The following is a 23,753-nucleotide window of genomic DNA, read 5'->3' on the forward strand; positions in this document are numbered from 1 at the left end:
GCCGGTCCCGGAGCCGCGGCGCTCTCAGCCCCGCGTCGGATCCTCCGAGACCTTCACGAGCTGCTTGCCGAAATTCTCGCCGCGCAGCAGGCCGATGAAGGCGCGCGGCGCGTTCTCCAGGCCCTCGGTGACGGTTTCCCGGTACTTGATGCGGCCGTCGCGGATATAGGCGCCGACCTCCTCAATGAACGCCTTCTGGTGCTGGGCGGCGCGGTCCGAGACGATGAAGCCCTGGATCTTCAGGCGATCGGTCAGGATCCGCCGCATCAGCCCCGGCAGCCGGTCCGGCCCCTCGGTCGACGGCCCAGTGTTGTACATCGAGATCATGCCGCAGACCGGAATCCGGCCGAACGGGTTCATCAGCGACAGCGCGGCCTCCAGGGTCGCGCCGCCGACATTCTCGAAATAGATGTCGACGCCGTCCGGGCAGGCCTTCTTGAGGTCGTCGCGCAGGCTCGGCGAGCGGTGGCTGACGCAGGCGTCGAAGCCCAGCTCGTCGACCACGAAGCGGCACTTCTCCTCGGCCCCGGCGACGCCGACGACCCGCTTCGCTCCCTTGATCCGGGCCAGCTGGCCGACCACCGAACCGACCGCGCCGGAGGCGGCCGAGACCACCACCGTGTCGCCGGCCTTCATCTCGCCGACGTCGAGCAGCCCGACATAGGCGGTCAGCCCCGGCATGCCCATGACGCCGACCCAGGTCGACAGCGGCGCCACGGCGGGATCGAGCCTGCGCACCCCGGTGCCGTCGGACACCACGTGGCTCTGCCAGCCGAACATGCCGAGCACGAAGTCGCCCTCGGCGAATTTCGGGTTCCGGGTTTCCACCACCTGGCCGACGGTGCCGCCCTGCATGACCTCCCCGATACCCTGAGGCTGGGCGTAGGAACGCTTGTCGTCCATGCGGCCGCGCATGTAGGGGTCGAGGGTCAGCCAGATGATCCGGACCAGGATCTGGCCGTCGGCGAGCGCCGGCAGCTCGACCTCGCCGATGTCGAAGGTCTCGGCCGTCGGCTCCCCGGTCGGGCGCTTGGCGAAACGGACTTGCAGGCTCTTCATCGGATCGTCCTCTTCTCTCTCACGCTTTCAGATCCTCGCGGATCAGCTCGGACGCCTTCTCGCCGATCATGATCGACGCGGCGTTGGTGTTGCCGGACACCATGGTCGGCATGATCGAGGCGTCGGCGATCCGCAGGCCCTGCAGGCCGTGCACCCGCAACCGGTCGTCGACCACGCCGTTCGGCCCCGGCGCCATCCGGCAGGTGCCGATCGGGTGGAACGCCGTGTTGGCTGTCCTGCGGACGCTGTCCAGCAGGGCGTCGTCGCTGGCGGCGCCGGGGCCGGGGTCGACTTCCTCGTCGAGATACGGGTCGAGCGGCCCGGCATTGGCCAGCCGGCGGATCAGCTTCAGGCCGTCGACCATGGTCCGCCGGTCCAGCGGGTCGGACAGGAAGTTGAACCGGATGTCCGGGTGGACCTCGGGGTCGGCCGACCTGATGTGGATCGAGCCCAGGCTCTCCGGCCGCAGCTGGTAGCAGGTCAGGGTCAGCCCCGGCCAGTCCTGCAGGGTGCGCCGGGTCGGGTCCTTGATGACGTAGGGCAGCACGTGCATCTGGATGTCCGGGCAGTCCAGGTCGGGCCGGGTCTTCAGGAAGCCGACCAGCGGGGCCGACGGGATCGCCAGGAATCCGCGCCGGCCGACGATGTATTTCAGCCCCTCCCAGATCTTGCCGAGCCCGGCGATCCGGTCGTTGTAGGACAGCCCCCTGACCTTCAGGCGCCAGATGATGCGGGCGTTGATGTGGTCGCGCAGGTGCTCGCCGACCCCGCTCATCGCGTGGCGCACCGCGATGCCGTGCTGCCCCAGGACCTCCGGGCGCCCGATCCCGGACAGCTCCAGCAGCTGCGGGGTGGCGACCGCGCCGGCCGACACCACCACCTCGCGGCCGGCCCGGGCCTCGACCTCGCGGCCGCCCTGGCGATAGGCGACGCCGACGCAGCGCGTGCCCTCCAGCAGCAGCCGGGTGGCGTGGGCGTCGGAGACGATCCGCAGGTTCGGGCGGCTGCGCGCCGGCTTCAGGTAGGCGACGGCGGCGCTCATCCGGCGACCGTCGCGGATGGTGGTCTGGGTGCGCACGATGCCTTCCTGGTCGGCGCCGTTGTAGTCCCTGTTGCGCGGGATCCCGAGAGTGTCGCCGGCTTCCTGCAGGGCGTCGTAGATCGGGCTGCGGTCGTAGGCCTCGCAGACATGCAACGGGCCGCCCTGGCTGCGCCAGCCGTCGGCGCCGTGCTCGTAGTTCTCCATGCGCCGGAACACCGGCAGCACGCTCTCGTAACTCCAGCCGCGGTTTCCGAACTGCGCCCAGCTGTCGTAGTCGATCGGCTGGCCGCGGACGTAGACCAGGCCGTTGATCGAGGACGAGCCGCCGACCAGCCGGCCGCGCGGCACCGGGATCACCCGGTTGGCGGTTCCCTCCTCCGGGGTCGAGCGGTAGTTCCAGTTGGCGGTCGGGTGGTTCATCAGGAAGGCGAAGCTCATCGGCACCGACGAGATCGGGTGGCTGGCGGCCCCGGCCTCCAGCAGCAGCACCCTGAGCTTCGGATCCTCGCTCAGCCTCGCCGCCAGGGCCGATCCCGCCGAGCCCGCGCCGACCACGATGATGTCGTAGCTGCCGTCCTGATCCACGTCGCGCCTCCCTCGATCGGCCCGGCTTCCACCGCCGGTTGGAGGCGATTGTGCACGGGACCGGCGCCGCGGTCTCCGGGGTTCGCGGGGATGTCTGCGGTTCTCCCTGAGAACGACAGTTAACGTCAATAATTTATGATAGTTAGCGTAACTTATTCACACTATGCACAAGCTTATCCCCGTAACCGGACAATCGACGTCAGGCGACCTCGACCTCCAGGCCGTCATGTGCGGTCTCGTAGGCCACCTCGCCGGTCCAGCGCAGCATGTCGTCGCTCATATGGGTCAGGATCAGCCGCTTCGGCCGGATCCGGTCGAGGTTGCGCTCCAGGCTGGCGAGGTCGAGGTGGTACGGCACCGCCTTGTCGCGGAAATACGCCTCGGCGATCAGCAGGTCGGCGTCGCGCCCGGCGTCGACCAGCGCCTCGGTCCATTCGGTGTCGCCAGTATAGGCGAGCACCCGGCCGCCGACCTCGATCCGGAACGCGAAGAACGGGCCGCCCGGCGGGCCGTGCACGACGCGCTGCGGGGTGACCGCCATGCCGGCATGTTCCCATCGCGTGCCGGCCTCCAGTTCGACCAGCGACAGCTCGAATCTCTGGCGGGTCGCGGACGAACCTGGGAATGCGGTTTCGAGCGCCCGGACGTACCAGTCCCGCAGCCCCTCGGGGCCGGCGATGGTCAGCGGGGCGCTGCGCTTCGCGAAGAACTGGGCGTCCAGGACGAAGAACGGCACGCCGCCGAAATGATCACCGTGGAAGTGGGTGACCAGGATGGTGTCGATGGCGTTGCGGTCGATCCCGGCCGTCTTCATGGCCGGCAGCGCGGTCGCCCCGCAGTCGATCAGGAAGCTGCGGCCGTCGGCCGTGACATGGAAGCAGGTGTTCAGCCGGCCGCCGCTGCCGAAGGCGTCGCCGCTGCCCAGGAACCGAACCTTCATCGTCAGTTTCCCTCCCCTCGCCGGTCCTCGGCGACGTCGCGGTCCTTCACGCTCTCCATCACCACGTAGGTGCTGGTATGCGAGACATGCGGCAGGCTCGACAGGCTCTCGCCCAGGCTGCGCCGGTAGGCCCGGATGTCGGCGGTGCGGACCTTCAGCAGGTAGTCGAAGCCGCCGGCGATCATGTGGCACTGCTCGACCTCCGGCAGCTTGCGGACCGCCCGGTTGAAGGCGTCGAGCGCCGGCGTGGTGGTGTCGCTCAGCGTGACCTGCACGAAGGCGATGTGGCCGGCATCGAGCCGCGCCAGGTCGACCAGCGCGGCGTAGCCGAGGATGTAGCCCCGCTCCTCCAGCCGCCGCACCCGCTGCTGGCACGGGCTCTTCGACAGCCCGACGCGCTGCGCCAGCGCGGTCATGGTGACACGGCCCTCCTTCTGCAGTTCCGCCAGGATCCTGCGGTCGATCTTGTCCAATTCGTCCGTCATGGCCCGAATCTCGTATCACTTCGCCCTGATGTTGGCAAAAATTCGGGACGAATGACCGGCGAGCCGGGCGGAACGAACGGTCCGCCCGCGGCGAGTTGCGCTAGGATACCGTCCTCTCGCCACGCGATCACGAGGTGCGCCATGCGCGACGGCCCCGTCAGCCCCCCCGTCAGCCCCGCCGGCCTCCGGCCGGTCATCGCCGGGCAAACCCTCGCGGACGAGAAGGCGACGCTCGACGCGCTGATCGCGCTCGCCGGGCTCGGCGCCGACGACCGGGCGGCGATCGCCAGGGACGCGGCGCGGCTGGTCCGGGCGGTCCGCGGCAACACCCGGCCCGGGATGATGGAGAGCTTCCTGGCGGAGTACGGCCTGACGACCAAGGAGGGCGTGGCGCTGATGTGCTTGGCCGAGGCGCTGCTGCGGGTCCCCGACCGCTGGACCATGGACGAGCTGATCGAGGACAAGGTGGCGCCGGCCGACTGGAGCCGGCATCTCGGGCATTCCAGCTCGCCGCTGGTGAACGCCTCGACCTGGGCCCTGATGCTGACCGGCAGGGTGGTCGGCGAGCGCGACGAGGACGACCTGGCCGGCGCCCTGCACGGCATGGTCAAGCGGCTGGGCGAGCCGGTAATCCGCACCGCCGTGCGGCGCGCCATGCAGGAGCTCGGCCGGCAGTTCGTGCTGGGCCGCACCATCGACGAGGCCGCCGAGCGCGCCAAGGGCATGGAGGCCAAGGGCTACACCTACTCCTACGACATGCTGGGCGAGGCCGCCCGCACCGAGGCCGACGCCCGGCGATATCACATCGCCTACAGCCAGGCGATCTCGGCGATCGCCGCGCACTGCGACCACGACGACATCCGCGCCAATCCCGGCATCTCGGTCAAGCTGTCGGCCCTGCACCCGCGCTACGAATACGGCCAGAAGCCGCACGTGCTGGACGACATCGCGGCCCGCACCCGGTCGCTGGCGCTGATCGCCAAGAGCGCCGGCATGGGCTTCAACATCGACGCCGAGGAGGCCGACCGCCTCGACATCTCGCTCGACGTCATCGAGGCGGTGCTGTCGGACCGGGCGCTGGCCGGCTGGGACGGCTTCGGCGTCGTGGTGCAGGCCTACGGCAAGCGCGCCCGCCACGTCCTCGAGTGGCTGCATGCGCTGGCGACCCGGCTCGACCGCCGCATCATGGTGCGGCTGGTCAAGGGCGCCTACTGGGACAGCGAGATCAAGCGCGCCCAGGTCATGGGGCTGGACGGCTTCCCGGTGTTCACCCGCAAGGTCTCCACCGACCTCTCCTACATCGCCTGCGCGCGACTGCTGCTGGGCATGACCGACCGGATCTATCCGCAGTTCGCCACCCACAACGCCCACACCGTGGCCGCCGTGCTGCGCATGGCCGGCGGGGTCGAGGGCTACGAGTTCCAGCGCCTCCACGGCATGGGCGAGTCGCTGCACGAGGCGGTGCGCAAGGAGTCAGGCGTGCGCTGCCGGATCTACGCCCCGGTCGGCGCCCACCGCGACCTGCTGGCCTATCTGGTGCGCCGCCTGCTGGAGAACGGCGCCAACTCGTCCTTCGTTAACCAGATCGTCGACGAGCGGGTGACGCCGGAGGAAATCGCCCGCGACCCGCTCGCCACGGTCGAGGGCCTGGGCGACAAGGTCGTCAACGACCGGATACCCCGGCCGGCCGCGATCTACGGCGCGGACCGCCGGGGGGCCAGGGGCTGGGACCTGACCGACCCGGTGACGGTCGCCGAGCTGGACGCGGCGCGCGAGCCGTTCCGGACCCGGCAGTGGAGCGCCGCCCCGATGATCGCCGTGGCGGTCGACGCCGAGACGACCGCACATCCGGTCCGCAACCCGGCGACCGGCGAGCCGGTCGGGACCGTCGCCGACGGCACCGCCGCCCATGCCGCCGCGGCGATCGGCGCTGCCGCCGCGGTGCAGCCGGCCTGGGCCGCCCGGCCCGCCGGCGAGCGCGCCGCCTGCCTGGAGCGGGTCGCCGACCTGTACGAGGAGCACGCGCCGGAGCTGTTCGCCCTGGCCTGCCGCGAGGCCGGCAAGACCCTGCCCGACGGCGTCGCGGAGGTCCGAGAGGCCGTCGACTTCTGCCGCTACTACGCCGCCGAGGCCCGCCGCGCCGGCGACGGCGCCCGACCGCCCTGCGGGGTGTTCGCCTGCGTGTCGCCGTGGAACTTCCCGCTGGCGATCTTCACCGGCCAGATCGCCGCCGCCCTGGTGACCGGCAACGCCGTGGTGGCCAAGCCCGCCGAGCAGTCGGTGCTGATCGCCGCCCGCGCCGTCGAGCTGATGCGCGAGGCCGGGGTGCCGGAGGCGGTGATCCAGCTGGTGCCCGGTCCGGGAGAGACCGTCGGCGCGGCGCTGACCGGCGACCCGCGGATCGGCGGGGTGTGCTTCACCGGCTCGACCGACACCGCCCGGCACATCCACCGCGCCCTGGCCGCCGGTGCCGGGGCCGACGCCCCGCTTATCGCCGAGACCGGCGGGCTGAACGCCATGATCGTCGACTCCACCGCGCTGCCGGAGCAGGCGGTGCGCGACATCGTCGCCTCGGCCTTCCAGAGCGCCGGCCAGCGCTGCTCGGCGCTGCGGGTGCTGTATGTCCAGAAGGACGTCGAGGGCCGGATCCTGGAGATGCTGTACGGCGCCATGGACGCGCTGCGGGTCGGCGACCCGTGGGACCTCGCGACCGACGTGGGGCCGGTGATCGACGCCGAGGCCCGGCGCGACATCGATGCGCACTGCACCGCCCTGGAGGCCGACGGCCGGCTGCTGCGGCGGGTCGGGCTGGGCAAGGAGACGGCGCAGGGCAGCTTCGTGGCCCCGACCGTCCTGAAAATCGACGGCATCGCCGCCCTGGAGCGCGAGATCTTCGGGCCGGTCCTGCACGTGGCGACCTACGAGGCGACCGACCTGGAACGGGTGCTTGAGGCGATCAATGCCACCGGCTACGGCCTGACCCTCGGGCTGCACACCCGGGTCGACAGCCGGGTCCAGCAGGTGGTCGACGCCGCCCGGGTCGGCAACCTGTACGTCAACCGCAACCAGATCGGCGCGGTCGTCGGCTCGCAGCCCTTCGGCGGCGAGGGCCTGTCGGGAACCGGCCCGAAGGCCGGCGGCCCGCATTACCTGGACCGGTTCCGCCGGCCGCTGGATGGTGCGGCGACCGGCACCGCGTCGAAGCCGGCGCCGGCGGTCGACCCGGCGGCCCTGGACCGGGCGCTGGCGGTGGCGGTCGCCGGCGACTGGGCGACCCGGGGCGACCGCATGCGGGTGCTGCGCCGGGTGGCGCAGGGGCTCGACGGCTGGGCGGCCGCGGTCGCCGAGGCGTCGCTGGCGACCGCCGAGGCGATCGACATGGCGCCGGTCGACCTGCCGGGGCCGACCGGCGAGAGCAACCGGCTGTCGCTGCATCCGCGCGGCACCCTGCTGTGCCTCGGCGATCTCGGCGACGACCGGCCCGACGCGGCGCTCGGCCAGGCGATGCTGGCGCTGGCGCTCGGCAACGGCGCGGTGGTCGCCGCACCGGGCGCGGTGGCGGCGGTGTCGTCCCTGCGCGCCGCCGGAGTCCCGGTCGCGGAACTGGACGGCCGTGTTCCGGCCGACCTCCTGCGCGGCTGCCGCCCCGTCGACGCGGTGCTCGCCGAGGGACCGCCAGCCGCCCTGGCCGAGGTCCGCAGGGCGCTGGCGGCCCGCGACGGCGCCCTGGTGTCGCTGGTAGTCGGACATCTGGAACCGCATCGCTGCCTGGTCGAGCGGGCCTTGTGCATCGACACCACCGCGGCCGGCGGCAACGCCCAACTGCTGGTGGCGGCGGCGGAGTGACGAAACCGGAGTGACGGCGAACGGTCACGGCACCCCTGCGGGCGGGCGGCTACCCACCCGGCGGCGGACACGGCATGATCCACTCGTCCCCCGGTTCCCGAGCATGAGCCGGCAGGACAGCGAACCGGTGCGGACGGAGACGACATGAGCGGCTGGATCATCGGCGTGGACGTCGGCGGAACCTTCACGGATTTCGCCGCGCGCAACGCCGAGAGCGGTGAGAGATTCGTCCACAAGCGCCCGTCGACACCCGACGATCCGTCGCGCGCCATCCTCGACGGCCTGGTCGAGCTGCAGGCCATCGCCGGCATCGAGGGCGACCGGATCGAGCGCCTGGCGCACGGCACAACGGTCGCCACCAATGCGCTCCTCCAGCGCAAGGGCCCCGAGGTCGGCCTGGTGACGACCAGGGGCTTCCGCGACCTGGTCGAGATCGGCCGGCAGGTCCGCCCGCTGATCTACGACCTCCAGGCCGACGCCCCGCCGCCGCTGGTCAGGCGCGAGCATCGCTTCGAGATCCGCGAGCGCATCGGCCCGAGCGGCGAGGTCGTCGAACCGCTCGCCGACTCGGACATCGAGAGCCTGATCGACGACCTGAAGGCGACCGGCGCGATCCGCAGCCTCGCGGTCTGCCTGCTGTTCTCGTTCGTCAATCCGGAGCACGAGGCGCGGATCGCGGCCCGCATCCGCGAGGCGCTGCCCGACCTGTTCGTATCCGCCTCCAGCGCCGTGCAGCCGGAGTTCCGCGAATACGAGCGGTTCTCGACCACGCTGATCAACGCCTTCCTGCAGCCCGAAGTGAGCCGCTACATGGACCGGCTGCGCGCCGCCATCGGGCGGATCGCGCCACGGGCGAAGCTCGGCATCTTCCAGTCGAGCGGCGGCCTGATGAGCGTCGAGCGCGCGGCCGGCTTCCCGGTCCGCACCGCCCTCTCCGGACCCGCCGCCGGCGCGGTCGGCGCCGCCGCAGCCGGGGCGAAGTCCGGCATCGGCGACATCGTCACCCTCGACATGGGCGGCACCAGCACCGACGTCTGCCTGATCCGCAACGGCCGGACGGCGCGGGTCAACGTCCGCGAGATCGCCGGCTTCCGGATCCGGCTGCCGATGGTGGACATCCACACGGTCGGCGCCGGCGGCGGCTCGATCGCCCGGATCGCGCCGGACGGGCTGATGAAGGTCGGCCCGGAGAGCGCCGGCGCGGTGCCGGGGCCCGCCTGCTACGGCCAAGGCGGCACGGAGGCCACCGTGTCGGACGCCAACGTCGTGCTCGGCCGCCTGCCGACCTCGCTCGCCGGCGGCGGGCTGACCCTCGACCGCGGCCGGGCCGAGGCCGCCGTCGCGCGGATCGCCGAGCGCCTGGGGATCTCCACGATCCGGGCGGCCCTCGGGATCGTCGGGATCGTCAATTCCAACATGACCCGGGCGATCCGCGCCGTCTCCACCGAGAAGGGACACGATCCCCGCGACTTCACGCTGATGCCCTTCGGCGGCGCCGGCGGCCTGCACGCCGTCGAGGTCGCCGCCTCCCTCGGCATCCGACGGATCATCGTGCCGACCGCACCGGGGATCCTGTGTGCCGAGGGGCTGATCGAGGCGGAACTCCAGGAAGATTTCGTGATCACCCGCCGGGCCGCCCTGGACGGCCCGCTGGGAGAGATCCGCGACGCGCTGGCGGAGATCTCGCGGCTGGCCGACCGCTGGATCGCGGACGAGGCGGCGGACGCCGGCAATCCGCGCAAGATCGTCACCCTCGACATGCGGTACATCGGCCAGAACTACGAGCTGCCGGTCACCATCGGCGAGGCCGCGGGCGCGCCGGTCCTGCCGGAAATCGAGGACCTGAAGGAGCGCTTCTTCGAGGAGCACCTGCGCAGCTACGGCCATGTCGACCGGGACGCCCGCATCGAGATCATGAACGTGCGCCTGAAGGCGGTCGCCGACCTGACCCGGGCCGACGGCGCGCCCGCCGTCGGCGGCGGACGTCCCGGCCCGGCCTCCCACCACGACGTCTGGTTCGACGCCGAGGCCCCGGTCAGGACCGCCGTCTACGAGCGGTCCGCGCTCGCCGCCGGCACGACCCTGGCCGGGCCCGCCATCGTCACCCAGCTCGACGCCACCACCGTCGTGCCGCCGGGGACGCGGGTCACGGTGGACGACGCCCTCAACCTGCTCCTGGAGTCGGACCATGGCTGACGACCGCACGCTCGACCCCATCGAACTCGAGATCAGGTGGAACGGCCTGAAGTCGGTCGCCGACGAGTGCTTCCTGACCCTGATGCGCAGCGCCTTCTCGACCAATATCAAGGAGCGCCACGACCACTCCACCGCGATCGCCGACGCCGAGGGGCGGCTGATCGTCCAGGCCGAACAGGCGCTCCCCATCCATCTCGCCTCGATGGCCGGGCTGATGAAGCACATCCTCGCGCAATACGGCGACAGCATCGCCCCGGGCGACATCTTCATCGGCAACGACCCGCATGTCGCCGGCGGCACCCACCTTCCCGACATCAACCTCGCCACCCCGGTGTTCGACGGCGACCGGCTGATCGCCTTCGTCGCCAACATCGTCCACCACGCCGACGTCGGCGGTGCCTCGGCCGGGTCGATGTCCGGCGGCCTCGACGAGATCTACAAGGAGGGGCTGCGCATCCCGATCGTGCGGCTCTACGCCGGCGGCGAGCTGCAGGACGACATCATGCGGATTCTGCTGCTGAACATGCGGCTGTCCGACGAGCGCAAGGGCGACCTGAACGCGCAGATCGCCGCCGCCCGGCTGGGACGCCGGCGCGTCGAGGAGATCGTCGAGCGCATCGGAACCGACACCCTGCTCCGGGTCTTCGACGAGATCGTCGTGCGCACCAACCAGCGCATGCGCAAGGCGATCTCCGGGCTGCCGGACGGCCGCTACGGCTTCAGCGACGTCATGGACGACGATGGCACCGGCGTCCGCGACATCCGGATAAACCTGACCATCGTCAAGCAGGGCGACCGGATCGCGTTCGACTTCGAGGGCACCGACCCCCAGGTGCCCGGCAACATCAACCTGACCTTCAACGCCACCCAGTCGGCGGTGTGCTACTCGCTGAAGGCGCTGCTGGACCCGGAGGTTCCGAACAACCAGGGCATCTTCGACGCGATCGACATCCACGCCCCCTCGGGATCCTTCGTCAACTGCGTCTCGCCGGGTGCGGTGGCGCTGCGCGCCAACACCTGCCAGCGCGTCGTCGACATCGTGCTGGGCGCCCTCGCCGAGGCGCTGCCGGACCGGACGATCGGGGCGGCCAACGGCGCCAACACCAGTGCCGTGTTCGCCGGCATCGACCCCAGGACCGGCGGGCCCTACGTCTATCTGGAGACCCTGGGCGGCGGCATGGGCGGGCGCGCCACGAAGGACGGCAAGGACGGGGTGCAGGTGCACATCACCAACACCTCGAACCTGCCGGTCGAGGCGATCGAGCAGGAATATCCGCTGCGGGTCGAGGAATACGCCCTGGTCGAGGACTCCGGCGGCGCCGGCAGGTTCCGGGGCGGCATGGGGATCCGCCGGAGCATCCGCCCGGTCGGCCATGTCTGCGAGTTCAACGGCGTCGGCGAGCGCTTCCGCAACCGGCCCTGGGGCATCTTCGGCGGACAGCCGGGCGAGCATGGGCGGTTCGCGCTGCTGCGCGACGACGGCACCCGCACGCCGCTGCCGCCGAAGGCCACCGGCCTCAGGCTCTCGCCGGACACGATCGCCGTCATCGAGACCCCCGGCGCCGGCGGCTACGGACCGCCGGAGCAGCGCAGCCCGGCCGCCATCGCCGAGGACCGCAGCACGCAGAAGTTTTCCGACCGCTACATCGCGGAGCACTACCCGCAGTTCGACCGGCCGGCGGAATCCGCCGAATGACCTCGCGGCGGGTGGGTTCCGGCTCGCCCGCGCCGGAAGCGGCGCGCCCGTCCGGAATGACGTCGTAAAAGGGCAGCAGCCGCGGCAACCACCCGAACGCCCACCGCCGCCCCTTTCCCGACGTCATTCCGGACCGGACCGCCGCAGGCGGAACGGAGCCGGAACCCACGGAGCGACGGGCAACGCCCGCCTACGGCCGAGGGTCCATCAGCCGGGTGTCGTAGACGCGCGGCATCAGGCCGGACTGGAACCAGGTCACGAAGGACTGGATGCTGAACACCGGCACGCCCAGCGCGCGGCGCAGCTCGGCCGCGTAGGGCACCATGTTGGTGCATTCCAGCACGATCGCCCCGACCTCCGGATGGCCGTCGAGCAGCGCCCGGCCGGCATCCAGCAGGTCGAGCAGCGACTTCCCGACGTCGAGCTCGGGCTCGTTGCCGAGGATCGCCCGGGTGAACTCGCGCCCGCCCTCGGTGCCGGCCACCGGGGTGTCGAGCGGCACCCCGACCGCCTCCAGATGCGCCGGCGTCAGGGTCTCCTTCGAGACCGTCAGCACCCCGACCCGTCGGCCAGCCGGCAGCAGCGCCTGGACCATCGGGATCTGCATCAAGGACGAGGTCGCCACCGGCACCCCGACAGCGTCGGCGATCTCGCGCTGGAACAGCGACAGGAACCCGCAGTTGGTGGTGATGCCGTCGGCCCCGGTCGCGACAAGGTCCTTCGCGGCCTCCACGAATGGCTCAAGCAGCCCGACCGCGCCGCCGCGCACAACCCTGTCCGGCGAGGCGCCGCGCACCACCCGGTAGTGCACCGGGAACGGCCAGGTCAGCGCGTTGCCCATGTCGCCCGGCACCCGCGGGAACCGCGCCTCCAGCATCAGGATGCCGACGGCGGCCCCGAACACCGCCTTGCCGCCGCGCTCCACGCCCATGCCGTCGGTCATCCTGCGATCTCCTGTCGGTTCCCGGCACGCTAGCCGACCCGGCGGCCGAAGCAAGCCGGCACCGCCCAACGAAAGAGGCCCGGCTTGCGCCGGGCCTCCCCGCATCCCATCCGTCCGGGTGTCAGGACTTCGGCGCGACGTTGCCGACTTCCATGTAGTTGCCCTTGGTCCACTCGTACCAGGTGTAGTCGGCCGTCGTCCGGTCGCCGTTCTTGTCGAACGACAGCGGGCCGATCACCGACGAGAACTCGCCGCTGTGCAGCGCCGCCTCGACCTTCTTGGCGTCAAGCGAGCCGGCCTTCTTCACCGCCTCGGCCCAGATCTGGATCGCGGCGTAGGTGTAGAGGGTGTAGCCCTCCGGGTCGTAGCCCTCGGCCTTGAACCGGTCGACGATCTTCTTGGCTTCCGGCTTGGCGCGCGGGTCCGGCGCGAAGGTGAACAGCAGGCCCTCGCCGGCATCGCCGGTGATCGACCAGAACTCCAGCGTGTTCAGGGCGTCGCCGGACAGGATCTGGGCGTTCAGGCCCTGCTCGCGCATCTGCCGGGCGATCAGGCCGAGCTCGGTGTGGTAGCCGCCGTAGTACAGGGCGTCGATGTTAGCGGCCTTCAGCTTGGTCACGAAGGCCGAGTAGTCACGCTCGCCCGGGTTGACGGTCTCGTACAGGACGGCCTTGCCGCCGGCCTTCTCGAACGCCGCCAGGGTCAGGTCGGCCAGGCCCTTGGAATAGGCCTGCTTGTCGTGGGCGAAGGCGACCTTCTTGCCCTTGTAGTGCTTGCCGAGCCAGGCGCCGGCATAGTCGCCCTGCTGGTCGTCGCGGCCGCAGGTGCGGAACACGTTGGAGAAGCCCTGCTCGGTGAACTTCGGGTTGGTCGAGGCCGGCGACATCATCAGGATGCCTTCCTCGTTGTAGACCGCCGAAGCCGGGATCGACGAGCCCGAGCAGAAGTGCCCGGCCACGAACTGGATCCCCTCGTTCACGAACTTGTTGGCGACCGCCACCGCTTCCTTCGGGTCGCAGCGGTCGTCGCCGATGGTCAGCGCGAGTTGCTGGCCGAGCACGCCGCCGGCCGCGTTGATGTCGCGGACCGCCGCCTGCGCGCCCTTCTGCATCTGCTCGCCGAACGACGCGTACTGGCCGGTCATCGGACCGGCGGTGGCGATCTTGATTTCCGCCTGGGCGCCGGTGGCCGCGAGGGCCAGCAACGCCGCAACGGCGGTCGTGACCAATTGCCTCTTCATGCGAAGTCTCCTCTTTCCCTCGTCTTCTTGTTTCGGCGCCGTCCGGGCGCGGTCCCCGGGACCCGCCCGCCGGCCTGATCCGGCTTGGCGGCCCGGTCGGCGGCGGACATAAGCCGCCGCCGCGGACCCGCTAGTCGGTCGCCGCCCTGGCGTCAGACGCACCGCCAAAGTCCGTACCCGGCACCGGACGCCAGCTCAGCGGCCCGGTCCGTTCATATAGCCATGGATATTGCGACACCATCATGTCCGCCTGGTTCCATCGGAACGCCAGTGCCGACACCGACAGGAACATCGCCAGTGCGATCACGAGGCCGGCCGGGTCGAGCAGCGCCGCATCGCGCAGCGCGAACAGCAGGAACCGGTCGGCGAGCGCGATCAGCACGGCGTAGCCCAGCGCCACCCGGATCGACCGCCAGCCCCGGGCCGCCGCCTGTCCGGCGAGCCAGCTGCAGAACCCGAACACCAGACCGAGGATCACGAAGACCGGGACCGATTTCGACAGGATTGCCTCGGCCATCACGCGTGACCTCCCTCTAGATAGGCGGCCTTCACCTCCGGGTTCTCCAGCAGTTCCCGGCCGGTCCCGGTCATGGTGATCTGCCCGGTCACCAGAACATAGCCGCGGTGCGCGAGATTCAGCGCGTGGTGGGCGTTCTGCTCGACCAGCAGAACGGTCATCCGGCGCTGCGCGTTGATCCGCTTGATCGCCCCGAAGATCTGCTTCACCACCAGCGGTGCCAGGCCGAGGGACGGCTCGTCGAGCAGCAGCAGGGACGGCTCGCTCATCAGCGCGCGCCCGATCGCCAGCATCTGCTGCTCGCCGCCCGAGAGCGTGCCGCCGCGCTGCTGCTCGCGCTCCTTCAACCGCGGGAACAGCTCGAAGACCGCCGCCAGATTGTCGTCGTAGCGCCCCGGCTCGGCCGTTAGCGCCCCCATGCGGAGGTTCTCCAGCACCGTCATGCGCGGGAAGATCCGGCGGCCCTCGGGCGAGCAGGCGACGCCGCGGCGCACGATGTCGTCGGTGCGCTCCGCCGTGATGTCGCTGCCGGAAAACGTGATCTGCCCGCTCCGGGCCTTGGTGACGCCGCAGATCGTCATCAGCAGGGTCGACTTGCCGGCGCCGTTGGCCCCGATCAGGGCGACGATCTCGCCCTCGTCGACATGCAGGTCGACGCCCTTCAGCGCCTCGATGGCGCCGTAGAAGGTGTGCACGCCCGCGACCTCGAGCATCACGCGACCTCCTCCTCGCCGAGATAGGCGGCAATCACCCGCGGGTCGTTCTGCACCTCCTCGGGCGTGCCGTCGGAGATCTTCTTGCCGTAGTCGAGCACGATGACGTGGTCGGAGATCCGCATCACCACGCTCATGTCGTGCTCGATCAGCAACACGCCGATTCCCTTCTCCTGGCGCAGCAGCAGCAGCAGGTCGTTGAGCTGGCCCGACTCCCGCGGGTTCAGCCCGGCCGCCGGCTCGTCCAGGCACAGCAGCGCCGGGTCCGAGCACATCGCCCGGATGATCTCCAGCCGGCGTTGCGCCCCATAGGGCAGGTTTCCGGCCTGCCAGTCCGCGACCTCGACCAGGTTGGCCAGTTCCATGTAGTGGCGGGCCTTCTCGATCGCCGCTTCCTCGGCATGCCGGTAGTTGGCGAGGCCGAGCAGACCCGCGACCGAGTACCAGCTGGCCCGCATCAGGTTGGTGTGCTGGGCGACCAGCAGGTTCTCCAGCACCGTCATCCTCGGGAACAGGCGGATGTTCTGGAAGGTCCGGGCGACCCGGGCGTCGCGGCCGATGCGGTAGGCCTCCAGCCGCTCCAGCAGGAATCGCCCGCGGGTCGGGTGGTCGAGCGCCAAGCGGCCGACCGTCGGCTGGTAGAAGCCGGTCAGGCAGTTGAACACCGTGGTCTTGCCGGCGCCGTTCGGCCCGATGATCGCGGTGATCTCGCCGTCCCAGGCGCTGAAGCTCACGTCGTCGACCGCCGTCAGGCCGCCGAAACGCATGGTCAGGTGCTCGACCGTCAGCAGCGGGCGCTTCATTCCGCGCCCTCCCCGGCCGCGGCTGCCGGCTTCGGCGCCAGCCTGCCGGGCGGCATCCGGTCGGCCAGCAGCACCGACGGCTCGCGATGGGACAGCAGCCCGCGCGGCCGCCAGATCATGATCATCACCAGCCCGGCGCCGAACGCCACCATGCGGTACTCGGCCAGGTCGCGGAACACCTCGGGCAGCCCGATCAGCAGGACCGCGGCGATGGCGATGCCGACCAGCGAGCCCATGCCGCCCATCACCACGATGGCGAGGATGATGGCGCTCTCGATGAAGGTGAAGCTCTCGGGGCTGATGAAGCCCTGGCGGGTGGCGAAGAACGCGCCCGCGAATCCGCCCCACGCCGCCGAGATCGCGAACGCCGCCAGCTTGACGGTCGTGCGGTTGATCCCGAGCGAGGCGCAGGCGATGTCGTCCTCGCGCAGCGCCTCCCAGGCCCGGCCGATCGGCAGCTTGCGGATCCGCACGGTGAAGATCGCCACCAGCGCCGCCATCGCGACGATCAGGTAGTACAGGAAGATGATCCGGTGCTCCGAGGAGTACTCCAGGCCGAAATACTCGTGGAACGGCGGCAGGTCGCCGGAGCCGTTCCGGCTCATCGCGGCCAGGCCGAAGAAGTCGGGGCGCGGAATGCCGGAGATCCCGTCCGGGCCGTTGGTGACGCCGTACCAGTTGATCAGCACGATCCGGATGATCTCGCCGAATCCGAGCGTCACGATCGCGAAATAGTCGCCGCGCAGGCGCAGCACGGGAAAGCCGAGGATCAGGCCGAACGAAGCCGCCAGCAGACCGGCGAACGGCAGTGCCAGCCAGAAGCTGATCCCGAGATGCTGCGCGGCGAGCGCATAGGAATAGGCCCCGACCGCGTAGAACGCGACATAGCCCAGGTCGAGCAGGCCGGCATAGCCGACGATGATATTCAGCCCCCAGCCCAGCATCACATAGGTGACGATCAGGGTGGCTACGTCGATCACATAGCGGTTCGAGAACGGCAGGAACGGGAGGGTCAGCGCGAACAGCACCGCGGCCACCGCGAACACGCTGACCAGCTTGCGGACCTGCTCGCCGATCGCCTCCTTGCGGGCGTCGCGCTGGGCCGCGGTCACCGACGACCGCTGCCGGCCGAGTCTCACCCCGGCACGGATCGCCAGGACGGCACCGCCGACCCCGAGCAGGAACGACAGGGCGTAGGTCGGCGAGATCGCCGGCCACTCGGCGATCCCGAGCAGTGCTGCGAGCGTGTCGCGGAAAAGATCCAGCATGCCGATCGCCGCGGCGATCGAACCGCCGATCGCGACCCAGCTCTCCTTGCCCGGCGTGCGCAGCAGGATGATCCCCAGGCGCCCGAGCACCAGGGCGACCAGGATGAAGACCGTGGAGGGCCAGCGGGCCTGCAACTGCAGCCCGCCGACGTCGTCGATGGTCTGGTAGCTGACCAGCGGCACGCAGAGCGCCAGGCCGATCAGCAGGGTCAGGCCGAGTTCCTTCAGCATGGCCTCGCGCCCCGGTCCGGCGGGTGCGGAATGACGGACGCTCATGTCACACCTTCTCGACTTCAGGGCGGCCGAGCAGGCCCTGCGGTCGGAAGATCAGCACCAGGACGAGGATCGCGAAGGCGGCGACGTCCTTCCATTCGCTGGAGAAGTAGCCGGCCCACAGGGCCTCGATCAGCCCGATCAGCAGGCCGCCCAGCATGGCGCCCGGCAATGACCCGATGCCGCCGAGCACCGCCGCCGTGAAAGCCTTGAGGCCGGCCAGGAAGCCGAGGAAGAAATCGACGACGCCGTAGTACAGGGTGACCATCACGCCGGCCACCGCAGCCAGCGCCGCGCCCATGACGAAGGTCATCGACACCGTCCGGTCGACGTTCACGCCGAGCAGCGCCGCCATCGTCTTGTCCTGCTCGCAGGCCCGCTGCTGGCGACCGAGCGAGGTGGTGTTGATGAACTGCGTGAACCCGGTCATCAGCACCAGCGTGGTCACCACGATGATGATCTGAAGGTACGACAACTGCACCGTGAACTCGCCCTCCTGCATCACCGTGAAGCCGCCCTGGATCATCGGCTGGATCGGCTTGTTGCGCGCACCCTGGAGAAGCTGCACGTAGTTCTGCAGGAAGATCGACATGCCGATCGCCGAGATCAGCGGGGCCAGCCGGAACGAACCGCGCAGCGGCCGATAGGCCACCCGCTCGACCGTCCAGCCGTAGGCCGCCGTGATCAGCATCGAGAACAGCAGGACCAGCAGGATGGCCACCACCAGCGGGAAGTTGGACAGCGCGGTGAAGGCGATGATCGCGACGAAGGCGCCGATCATGTAGATCTCGCCATGCGCGAAATTGATCATCCCGATGATGCCGTAGACCATCGTATAGCCGATCGCGATCAATCCGTAGATCGACCCGAGCGTCAGCCCGTTGATGAGCTGCTGAAGCAGGTACGCCATATCCCCCCGATCCGGCGGTGCGGTTGCTGCGGGAGCGCACTCGACGCCGGCCGGCGGCCGTCTTCGACTACGTTCTCGTCCAGTCCGAACCTGCCTGTTCCGAGCGTCTTGTCTGGCCGTCCCGCGATTGTCGCGGTGACGCGCTCATGCCCCTCCTTGTAATCCAGCCCGGCGGCGGGATAAAGCCGCCTTGAACACGTATGCTTGCGGACCGGACGGAAAATTTGGCTGGAGACAGCAATCGCTTCAGCTTAGCCTAAATCCCAAGTTCGTCGCCGATCGCCGTACGCGATCCGATTTTCGACCGGGAGGGGTTCTTGAAAAAGCTGCTCGCAACGACCGCGATCGCCGCGGCCTTGACCGCTGGCGCGCCGGCGGCGCCGGCACAGGCCGCCGAGATCACGACACAGACGCTGGCCTATACCTTCGTATTCGCCCTCGCCGGCACCGCCGCGGGGGCCATCCTGCTCCCGTATGCCGCGCCGGCAGCCGCGCCGGTCGTCGCCGGGGCCTATACCGCGACGACGGGCGTGGTGAACGGCGCGCTCACCGGCCTGGGCAGCCTGCTCCTGACCGAGCCGCGCATGACGGGCGCCATCCTGGGCATGGGCACGGGACTGGCCTCGGGACTGTACTTCTATAGCGAGTAGTCACCCCTCCAGCCTACGCCTGCCGATGGCAACTCCAACGAATGGTGAACGACACATGCAGACCTCGTTCTGGTCCGGAGGACTCTTTGCCGTCGCCCTGCTGTCGCTGGGATCGACCGGCGCATCGGCAATCGAGACCGGCTCAAGCCATACTGGTCGAATCGACCTGACGTTCCGCCAGGTCCCGCTACCCGAGGGCGAGTGGACGGTCCTGGGATACGGCGCGAACAGCCTGACCAGCGGCGACCCGGGCGCCTACGGCATCATCGAGAACGTCATCCTCGCACGGCGCGACGGCGACCGGATCGACGGGCTGGTCGAGATCAACACCAACCGCCTGTCGGTCGACGACGGCTGGGGGACCGCGAGCGACTGCGTCCGCGAGGACAGCCTCGCCCGGGTGGCGTTCTACAAGTCGCCGGTCGACGGCTTCTGCATGTTCGTCGTCCCGACCGAGCTCGGCGCGGCCGACGCCCCGGGACCGCAGACCTGGACGGCGGTTCGCCCGGCCCTGCATGACGGGACCAAGCCGCCGTCGCCGGTCTGGCTGACGGTCGGCTTCCGGGCATCGGACCGCCGCGACGTGCTCGACGTCCGATACCACCTGGACCCGAATCGACTGGGCTTCAAGCCGATGAGCGCTTCCGAGTGGACGGTCGAGGCGGTGCTCGAGAAACCCGAGCGGTACTCCGCGGTCAATCAGCTCACGGCCTGGGGAGGCCTGGCCGCCGGGCTGGTCCAGGACGGGTTCCGCGGCGTGCTCGCCGGCGAGCCGGCGGCGCCGCTGCCAAACGCCTGGGAGGTGCCGGTTCCGAAGGAGGCCGGCGACGCCGTTCACGGTGGCAACGCCCAGGGCCGGGTCAGTCGGTCGGCGCGCATCGCCGCGCTGGACGGACTCGTCGCCTCCGGCGCGATCAGCGAGGCCGACCACGCGGCCTATCTGAAAGCCATCGAGGAACTGCCGCCACCGGCGACGCCGGACGACTACTATCGGCTGCTCGGGGCCAAGGTGGTGTCCTTCAACTTCTTCCGGGTCTCGGTCGACTACATCCTGGCCTTCGTGGTCACGGTGAACTCGCTGATCTCCGGCTACATCACCGCCGCCATCGTCGCGACGCACAGCGTCGCCCAGGTGTTCAACGACATGTGGTGGGACAACTACATTGCCAACCAGGCGAAGGCGAACACCAGCACCGTCGATTTCGTCTATGTCGGGGTCCGGATGGGGAAGATGATCTGATGGGCGCGAAACTGCACGGCGGCCGGGCCCTTCTCACCCTCGCCGCTTGCCTGCTCGGCTGGTCGTCGACCGCCGCGGCACAGGAAGTCGGAACCGTGGCGACCGGCACGATCACCGTGGCCGGCAAGCAGGTTCCGCTGCCGCCGGGCGACTTCACGGTGATCGCGAGCGGCACGGCCAATGCCCGGATCGTCAACAAGACCGGGATCGAGAGCGAACGCCTGGACCTCGGGCCGATCCGTACGGTCACGCTGGCCCAGGTCGCCGACGGCAGGGTTCCGGTGGTGGTCGAGATCGCCGCCAACCTGGTGCCGCATCACGACGGCTGGGGAACGACCGCGGACTGCACCCGCAAGGACATCTATGCCGCCGTCTCCAACTACAAGAGCGGCTGGGACGTGTCCTGCCTGTACCTGAAGCCGTTGCCGGTCGGCGACACGGCCCCGGCCCCCGGCGGCGAAGCCCTCGCCCGGCTCGCCGGCGACCGTGGCGTCGCGGTCTCCAGCTTCTGGGTGGTCGCCGGCCTGCGCGTGGCCGACCGGCAGGACGTGGTCGACGTCCGCTACCACATCGACCCGGCCGCCCTCGGGGTGCCGGCGACCGCGGCGAACGCGGCCGCCTGGGAGCCGTCCGCGATCGAGCAGCAGCCGGCACGGTTGGCGGTCGTCAAGGATATCGCCGCCTGGGCGGGCACCGTGGCGGCGCCGCTGTCGGCCGGGTTGCAGGGCAGGATGGAGCCGACCTGGACCGCGTTCCCGCCGATCGCCGGTTCCGCCGCACTGGATCCCGAAGCGCTCGAGCGGACCGCCCGCGCCGAGGCGCTGAAGCGGCTGCGCGATTCCGGGGCGATCTCGGATGACGCCTTCGACGAGCAGATGGCCGTCGTCACCGGGGCGGTCGCCGGGGCCGGAGCCGCCGAGGCGACGACCTGGACCTATGCGCAGGTGGCCGGCTGGAAGGCCTTCACCTACCGGGTGGTCGTCACCACCATCAACGCCGGGATCGACTACGTGTTCATCGGCCGGCCGTTCGCGGCGGGAGTCCTGGTCGTCCTGCAGGTGGTGGTCAATACAACCAAGTTCTTCTTCCATGAAATGATGTGGCAGGAGGTCTTCGGCATCAGCCCGTTGCAGCGCGAGGCCCCGAACGTCATCGAATTCGGCCGGACGGTCGTCGCCTCGGCGAACTGACACGTGATAGGTTCGGCCGGCAGAGACGAAATGGAGGGAATCTTGAGAAAGCTAGTGATCGGCGCCGTCCTCGCGACCGCGCTCGCCTCGGCCCCGGTTGCCCCGGCCGCCGCCGAGACCAGCATCGCCGGCGTCGCCATGACCACGGTCGTCGCCGTTGCCGGCGCGGCCGCCGGCGTGGTGCTGGTCCCCTACCTGCTGCCGAGCGCGGCACCGGCCGTCGCCGGCGCATACGGCGTGACCGCCACGGCGGTCAACAACGCCATGGTCACCCTGGGCAACCTCGTGATCGCCCAGCCCCAGGTGACCGGTGCGGTGGTCGGCCTGGGGGCCGGCATCATCGTCGGCGATTACCTGTTCCAGTGACCCGATGCCGGGCCGGATGGTTCATCCGGCCTTCAGGACCATCTGGGTCTGGGTGGTGAGCGACACCAGCTTGCCTTCGGCGGTCTCGATGCGGGTCTGCCACACCTGGGTCCGGCCGCCGCGGTGAACCGGGGTGGCGGTCGCAACCAGCGTGGAGCCGGCCGGGCCGGCGGCCAGGAAGTTGGTCTTGCTCTCGATCGTGGTGGTGCCGTCGCCGTCCCGCAGATTGGCGACCGTCGCCACCGCCCCGACGGTGTCGGCGAACGCCATCAGCGCGCCGCCATGCGCTACCGCCGGCCGGGTGCAGAGATCCTCGCGCACCGGCATCTCGGCGACCACGCGGTCGCTCTCGACCAGGGTGAACCGCACGCCCAGCAGTCGGGCGAAAGGCAGCATTCGGGCATTCGCCTCGTCGACGGTCAGCGGCACGGCGCGTCCTCCGGCAGTTGGTTCACGCGCCAGTCTAGCCGCGGACGGCGAAAGCGCGATTACCGAAGGGATAATCGCGTGGGTCCACCCGGGTCGGGAGACGCAGCCTCAGGGCAGCCAGTCGGCGATGACGAAGGGCACGCGCTTGCGGGGCACCTCGGGGTGGTGCCAGGAGTACACGATCTCCGCCGCCTCGAACGCCACCCGCTCGTCGGCCCCGCTGCCCTTCAGGGTCGCGTAGGTACGGGTGACCGCCTGGCGGCAGGCGGCCGTGACCGGGCAGTGGGGTTCGATTCGAAGATGATCGACCATGATGACCGGTTCCCTGCTCAATGCTTCTTCTTCAACCGCACCCCGAACAGCTCGAGGTGGTGATCGACCAGTTCGAACCCGAGGTCGTGCGCGATCCGTTTCTTCAGATCCTCGAGCTCCTGGTTGTAGAACTCGATGACCTCGCCGCTCTGGACGTCGATCATGTGGTGATGGTGATCCTCGGGGCCCGACTTGCGCTCGTATCGCGCCCGGCCGTCGCCGAAATCGCGCTTGGAGACGATGCTCATCTCCTCGAACAGCTTCATCGTCCGATAGATCGTGGCCATGGAGATCGAGGAATCGATCGCCTTCACACGATCATAGAGTTCCTCGGCGTCCGGATGATCCTCGGAGTCAGAGAGCACCCGTGCGATCACCCGCCGCGGCTCCGTCATGCGAAGACCCTTCTCGGCGCACAGCGCCTCGATCCTCGACAACACCCCGATCTCGCCCACCGCTTCGTCCTCGACGGCCACTGTTCCGTCCTCAGTTCACGCCGACGCTCTGGATGACCTCGGCCTTGCCGTGCGTTGTGTCGAACTTCAGCCGCTCGACGCTCTCCAGGTCGGTCCCGGTGACCCGCACGAAACGGGCATTCGCCGGATAGTCGATAGCATGGATCGCCCCGACGTCGTAGAGCCCCGCCACCCCCGGCGTCAACCGGTAGGTCTTGACGTGCTCGAGCTCGGCGTCGCCGGCCCCGGACTTGCCGTCGACCCGGCGGTACTCGCTCATGTCGGTATGCTCGGTCGCCTGGCCGTAGATCGCCCAGGACGAGCCGTGGTCGTGCGGCGGCGACTTGCGGGCATCCTTGTTCACATGCGCCAGGACGACGAAGTCGAAGTCCGGGTCGCGATACAGCTGATGGGTGCCGAACTCCGCGTCCGGCCCGCAGACCGACTGGACGAACGCGTCGTTCTTCAGCAGCGCCTCGAGATTGCGGCGGATCGTGTCCTTGCCGCCGCGCCCGGGATCGGCGCGGAGCGCGGCGTTCGCGTCCTTGCAGAACTGCTCGAACGTGTAGGCCATGTGGCTGCCTCCGGATATCTC

22 protein-coding genes are annotated in these 23,753 nt (G+C 70.0%); 7 read left to right on the top strand and 15 right to left on the bottom strand.

The genetic code is table 11. From position 1 onward, the window contains the following. Positions 1-24: 24 nt before the first annotated feature. The 4 genes from curA to RIC31_RS26735 form a co-directional block, all read right to left on the bottom strand. Complete coding sequence (curA, locus tag RIC31_RS26720) at positions 25-1,059, bottom strand: NADPH-dependent curcumin/dihydrocurcumin reductase (protein ID WP_350115699.1); 1,035 nt, start codon at positions 1,057-1,059, stop codon at positions 25-27. Between the two features lie 19 nt (positions 1,060-1,078). Next, positions 1,079-2,686, bottom strand: coding sequence for a GMC family oxidoreductase (locus RIC31_RS26725; protein ID WP_350115702.1), 1,608 nt, complete (start codon positions 2,684-2,686; stop codon positions 1,079-1,081). Between the two features lie 199 nt (positions 2,687-2,885). Next, a complete protein-coding gene (locus tag RIC31_RS26730) occupies positions 2,886-3,626 on the bottom strand; it encodes an MBL fold metallo-hydrolase (protein WP_350115705.1) in 741 nt (246 codons plus the stop codon). 2 nt (positions 3,627-3,628) lie between these two features. Continuing rightward, positions 3,629-4,111, bottom strand: coding sequence for an Lrp/AsnC ligand binding domain-containing protein (locus tag RIC31_RS26735; RefSeq protein WP_350115708.1), 483 nt, complete (start codon positions 4,109-4,111; stop codon positions 3,629-3,631). A 141-nt stretch (positions 4,112-4,252) separates the two neighbouring features. Between RIC31_RS26735 and putA the strand changes: the two genes are divergently transcribed. The 3 genes from putA to RIC31_RS26750 all read left to right on the top strand — a co-directional run bounded on the left by putA (position 4,253) and on the right by RIC31_RS26750 (position 11,849). Continuing rightward, positions 4,253-7,957 (top strand): bifunctional proline dehydrogenase/L-glutamate gamma-semialdehyde dehydrogenase PutA, encoded by a 3,705-nt coding sequence (gene putA, locus RIC31_RS26740; RefSeq protein WP_350115711.1) that lies wholly within the window; start codon positions 4,253-4,255, stop codon positions 7,955-7,957. Positions 7,958-8,101: 144 nt separating this feature from the next. After that, the gene (locus RIC31_RS26745; RefSeq protein ID WP_350115714.1) at positions 8,102-10,153 is read left to right on the top strand and encodes a hydantoinase/oxoprolinase family protein; all 2,052 of its coding nucleotides are present in this window, start codon (positions 8,102-8,104) and stop codon (positions 10,151-10,153) included. Continuing rightward, positions 10,146-11,849, top strand: a complete 1,704-nt coding sequence (locus RIC31_RS26750) for a hydantoinase B/oxoprolinase family protein (protein ID WP_350115717.1) — start codon at positions 10,146-10,148, stop codon at positions 11,847-11,849. The genes RIC31_RS26745 and RIC31_RS26750 overlap by 8 nt, the downstream gene beginning before the upstream one ends. 190 nt (positions 11,850-12,039) lie before the next feature. On the opposite strand, the gene RIC31_RS26755 is transcribed toward RIC31_RS26750, so the two are convergent. From RIC31_RS26755 to RIC31_RS26785, 7 genes are all read right to left on the bottom strand, one after another. Then, positions 12,040-12,792, bottom strand: a complete 753-nt coding sequence (locus RIC31_RS26755) for an aspartate/glutamate racemase family protein (RefSeq protein WP_350115720.1) — start codon at positions 12,790-12,792, stop codon at positions 12,040-12,042. 121 nt (positions 12,793-12,913) lie between these two features. Then, positions 12,914-14,032 carry a branched-chain amino acid ABC transporter substrate-binding protein gene (locus RIC31_RS26760; RefSeq protein WP_350115723.1) on the bottom strand — a complete coding sequence of 373 codons (1,119 nt, stop codon included), beginning with the start codon at positions 14,030-14,032 and terminating at the stop codon, positions 12,914-12,916. 130 nt (positions 14,033-14,162) lie between these two features. Continuing rightward, positions 14,163-14,549 (bottom strand): DUF6867 family protein, encoded by a 387-nt coding sequence (locus RIC31_RS26765; protein WP_350115726.1) that lies wholly within the window; start codon positions 14,547-14,549, stop codon positions 14,163-14,165. Then, positions 14,549-15,262, bottom strand: a complete 714-nt coding sequence (locus RIC31_RS26770) for an ABC transporter ATP-binding protein (protein ID WP_350115729.1) — start codon at positions 15,260-15,262, stop codon at positions 14,549-14,551. The genes RIC31_RS26765 and RIC31_RS26770 overlap by 1 nt, the downstream gene beginning before the upstream one ends. Continuing rightward, positions 15,262-16,065 (bottom strand): ABC transporter ATP-binding protein, encoded by an 804-nt coding sequence (locus RIC31_RS26775; protein ID WP_350115732.1) that lies wholly within the window; start codon positions 16,063-16,065, stop codon positions 15,262-15,264. Before RIC31_RS26775 ends, RIC31_RS26770 begins: the two co-directional genes overlap by 1 nt. Beyond that, positions 16,062-17,609, bottom strand: coding sequence for a high-affinity branched-chain amino acid ABC transporter permease LivM (gene livM, locus RIC31_RS26780; RefSeq protein WP_350115735.1), 1,548 nt, complete (start codon positions 17,607-17,609; stop codon positions 16,062-16,064). Before livM ends, RIC31_RS26775 begins: the two co-directional genes overlap by 4 nt. 1 nt (position 17,610) lies before the next feature. Continuing rightward, positions 17,611-18,516, bottom strand: coding sequence for an ABC transporter permease subunit (locus tag RIC31_RS26785; RefSeq protein ID WP_350115739.1), 906 nt, complete (start codon positions 18,514-18,516; stop codon positions 17,611-17,613). A 317-nt stretch (positions 18,517-18,833) separates the two neighbouring features. Between RIC31_RS26785 and RIC31_RS26790 the strand changes: the two genes are divergently transcribed. The 4 genes from RIC31_RS26790 to RIC31_RS26805 are packed head-to-tail and all read left to right on the top strand — an operon-like array spanning position 18,834 to position 21,962. Then, positions 18,834-19,166, top strand: a complete 333-nt coding sequence (locus tag RIC31_RS26790; protein WP_350115742.1) for a hypothetical protein — start codon at positions 18,834-18,836, stop codon at positions 19,164-19,166. A gap of 55 nt (positions 19,167-19,221) precedes the next feature. Next, entirely contained in the window at positions 19,222-20,406 is a 1,185-nt protein-coding gene (locus tag RIC31_RS26795) for a hypothetical protein (RefSeq protein WP_350115745.1), read from the top strand. Beyond that, entirely contained in the window at positions 20,406-21,596 is a 1,191-nt protein-coding gene (locus RIC31_RS26800) for a DUF2061 domain-containing protein (RefSeq protein ID WP_350115747.1), read from the top strand. The genes RIC31_RS26795 and RIC31_RS26800 overlap by 1 nt, the downstream gene beginning before the upstream one ends. Before the next feature lie 42 nt (positions 21,597-21,638). Next, the gene (locus RIC31_RS26805; RefSeq protein WP_350115750.1) at positions 21,639-21,962 is read left to right on the top strand and encodes a hypothetical protein; all 324 of its coding nucleotides are present in this window, start codon (positions 21,639-21,641) and stop codon (positions 21,960-21,962) included. A gap of 21 nt (positions 21,963-21,983) precedes the next feature. Here RIC31_RS26805 and RIC31_RS26810 read toward each other — a convergent pair whose 3' ends face one another. From RIC31_RS26810 to RIC31_RS26825, 4 genes are all read right to left on the bottom strand, one after another. Further along, positions 21,984-22,391, bottom strand: a complete 408-nt coding sequence (locus tag RIC31_RS26810) for a PaaI family thioesterase (protein ID WP_350115753.1) — start codon at positions 22,389-22,391, stop codon at positions 21,984-21,986. Between the two features lie 108 nt (positions 22,392-22,499). Further along, the gene (locus RIC31_RS26815; protein ID WP_350115756.1) at positions 22,500-22,703 is read right to left on the bottom strand and encodes a hypothetical protein; all 204 of its coding nucleotides are present in this window, start codon (positions 22,701-22,703) and stop codon (positions 22,500-22,502) included. A gap of 17 nt (positions 22,704-22,720) precedes the next feature. Further along, complete coding sequence (locus RIC31_RS26820) at positions 22,721-23,179, bottom strand: Fur family transcriptional regulator (RefSeq protein WP_502990153.1); 459 nt, start codon at positions 23,177-23,179, stop codon at positions 22,721-22,723. Positions 23,180-23,189: 10 nt separating this feature from the next. Further along, positions 23,190-23,732, bottom strand: coding sequence for a hypothetical protein (locus RIC31_RS26825; RefSeq protein ID WP_350115760.1), 543 nt, complete (start codon positions 23,730-23,732; stop codon positions 23,190-23,192). Between the last annotated feature and the right edge of the window lie 21 nt (positions 23,733-23,753).

It is taken from the genome of Thalassobaculum sp. (assembly GCF_040219615.1).
Lineage (GTDB): Bacteria > Pseudomonadota > Alphaproteobacteria > Thalassobaculales > Thalassobaculaceae > Thalassobaculum_A.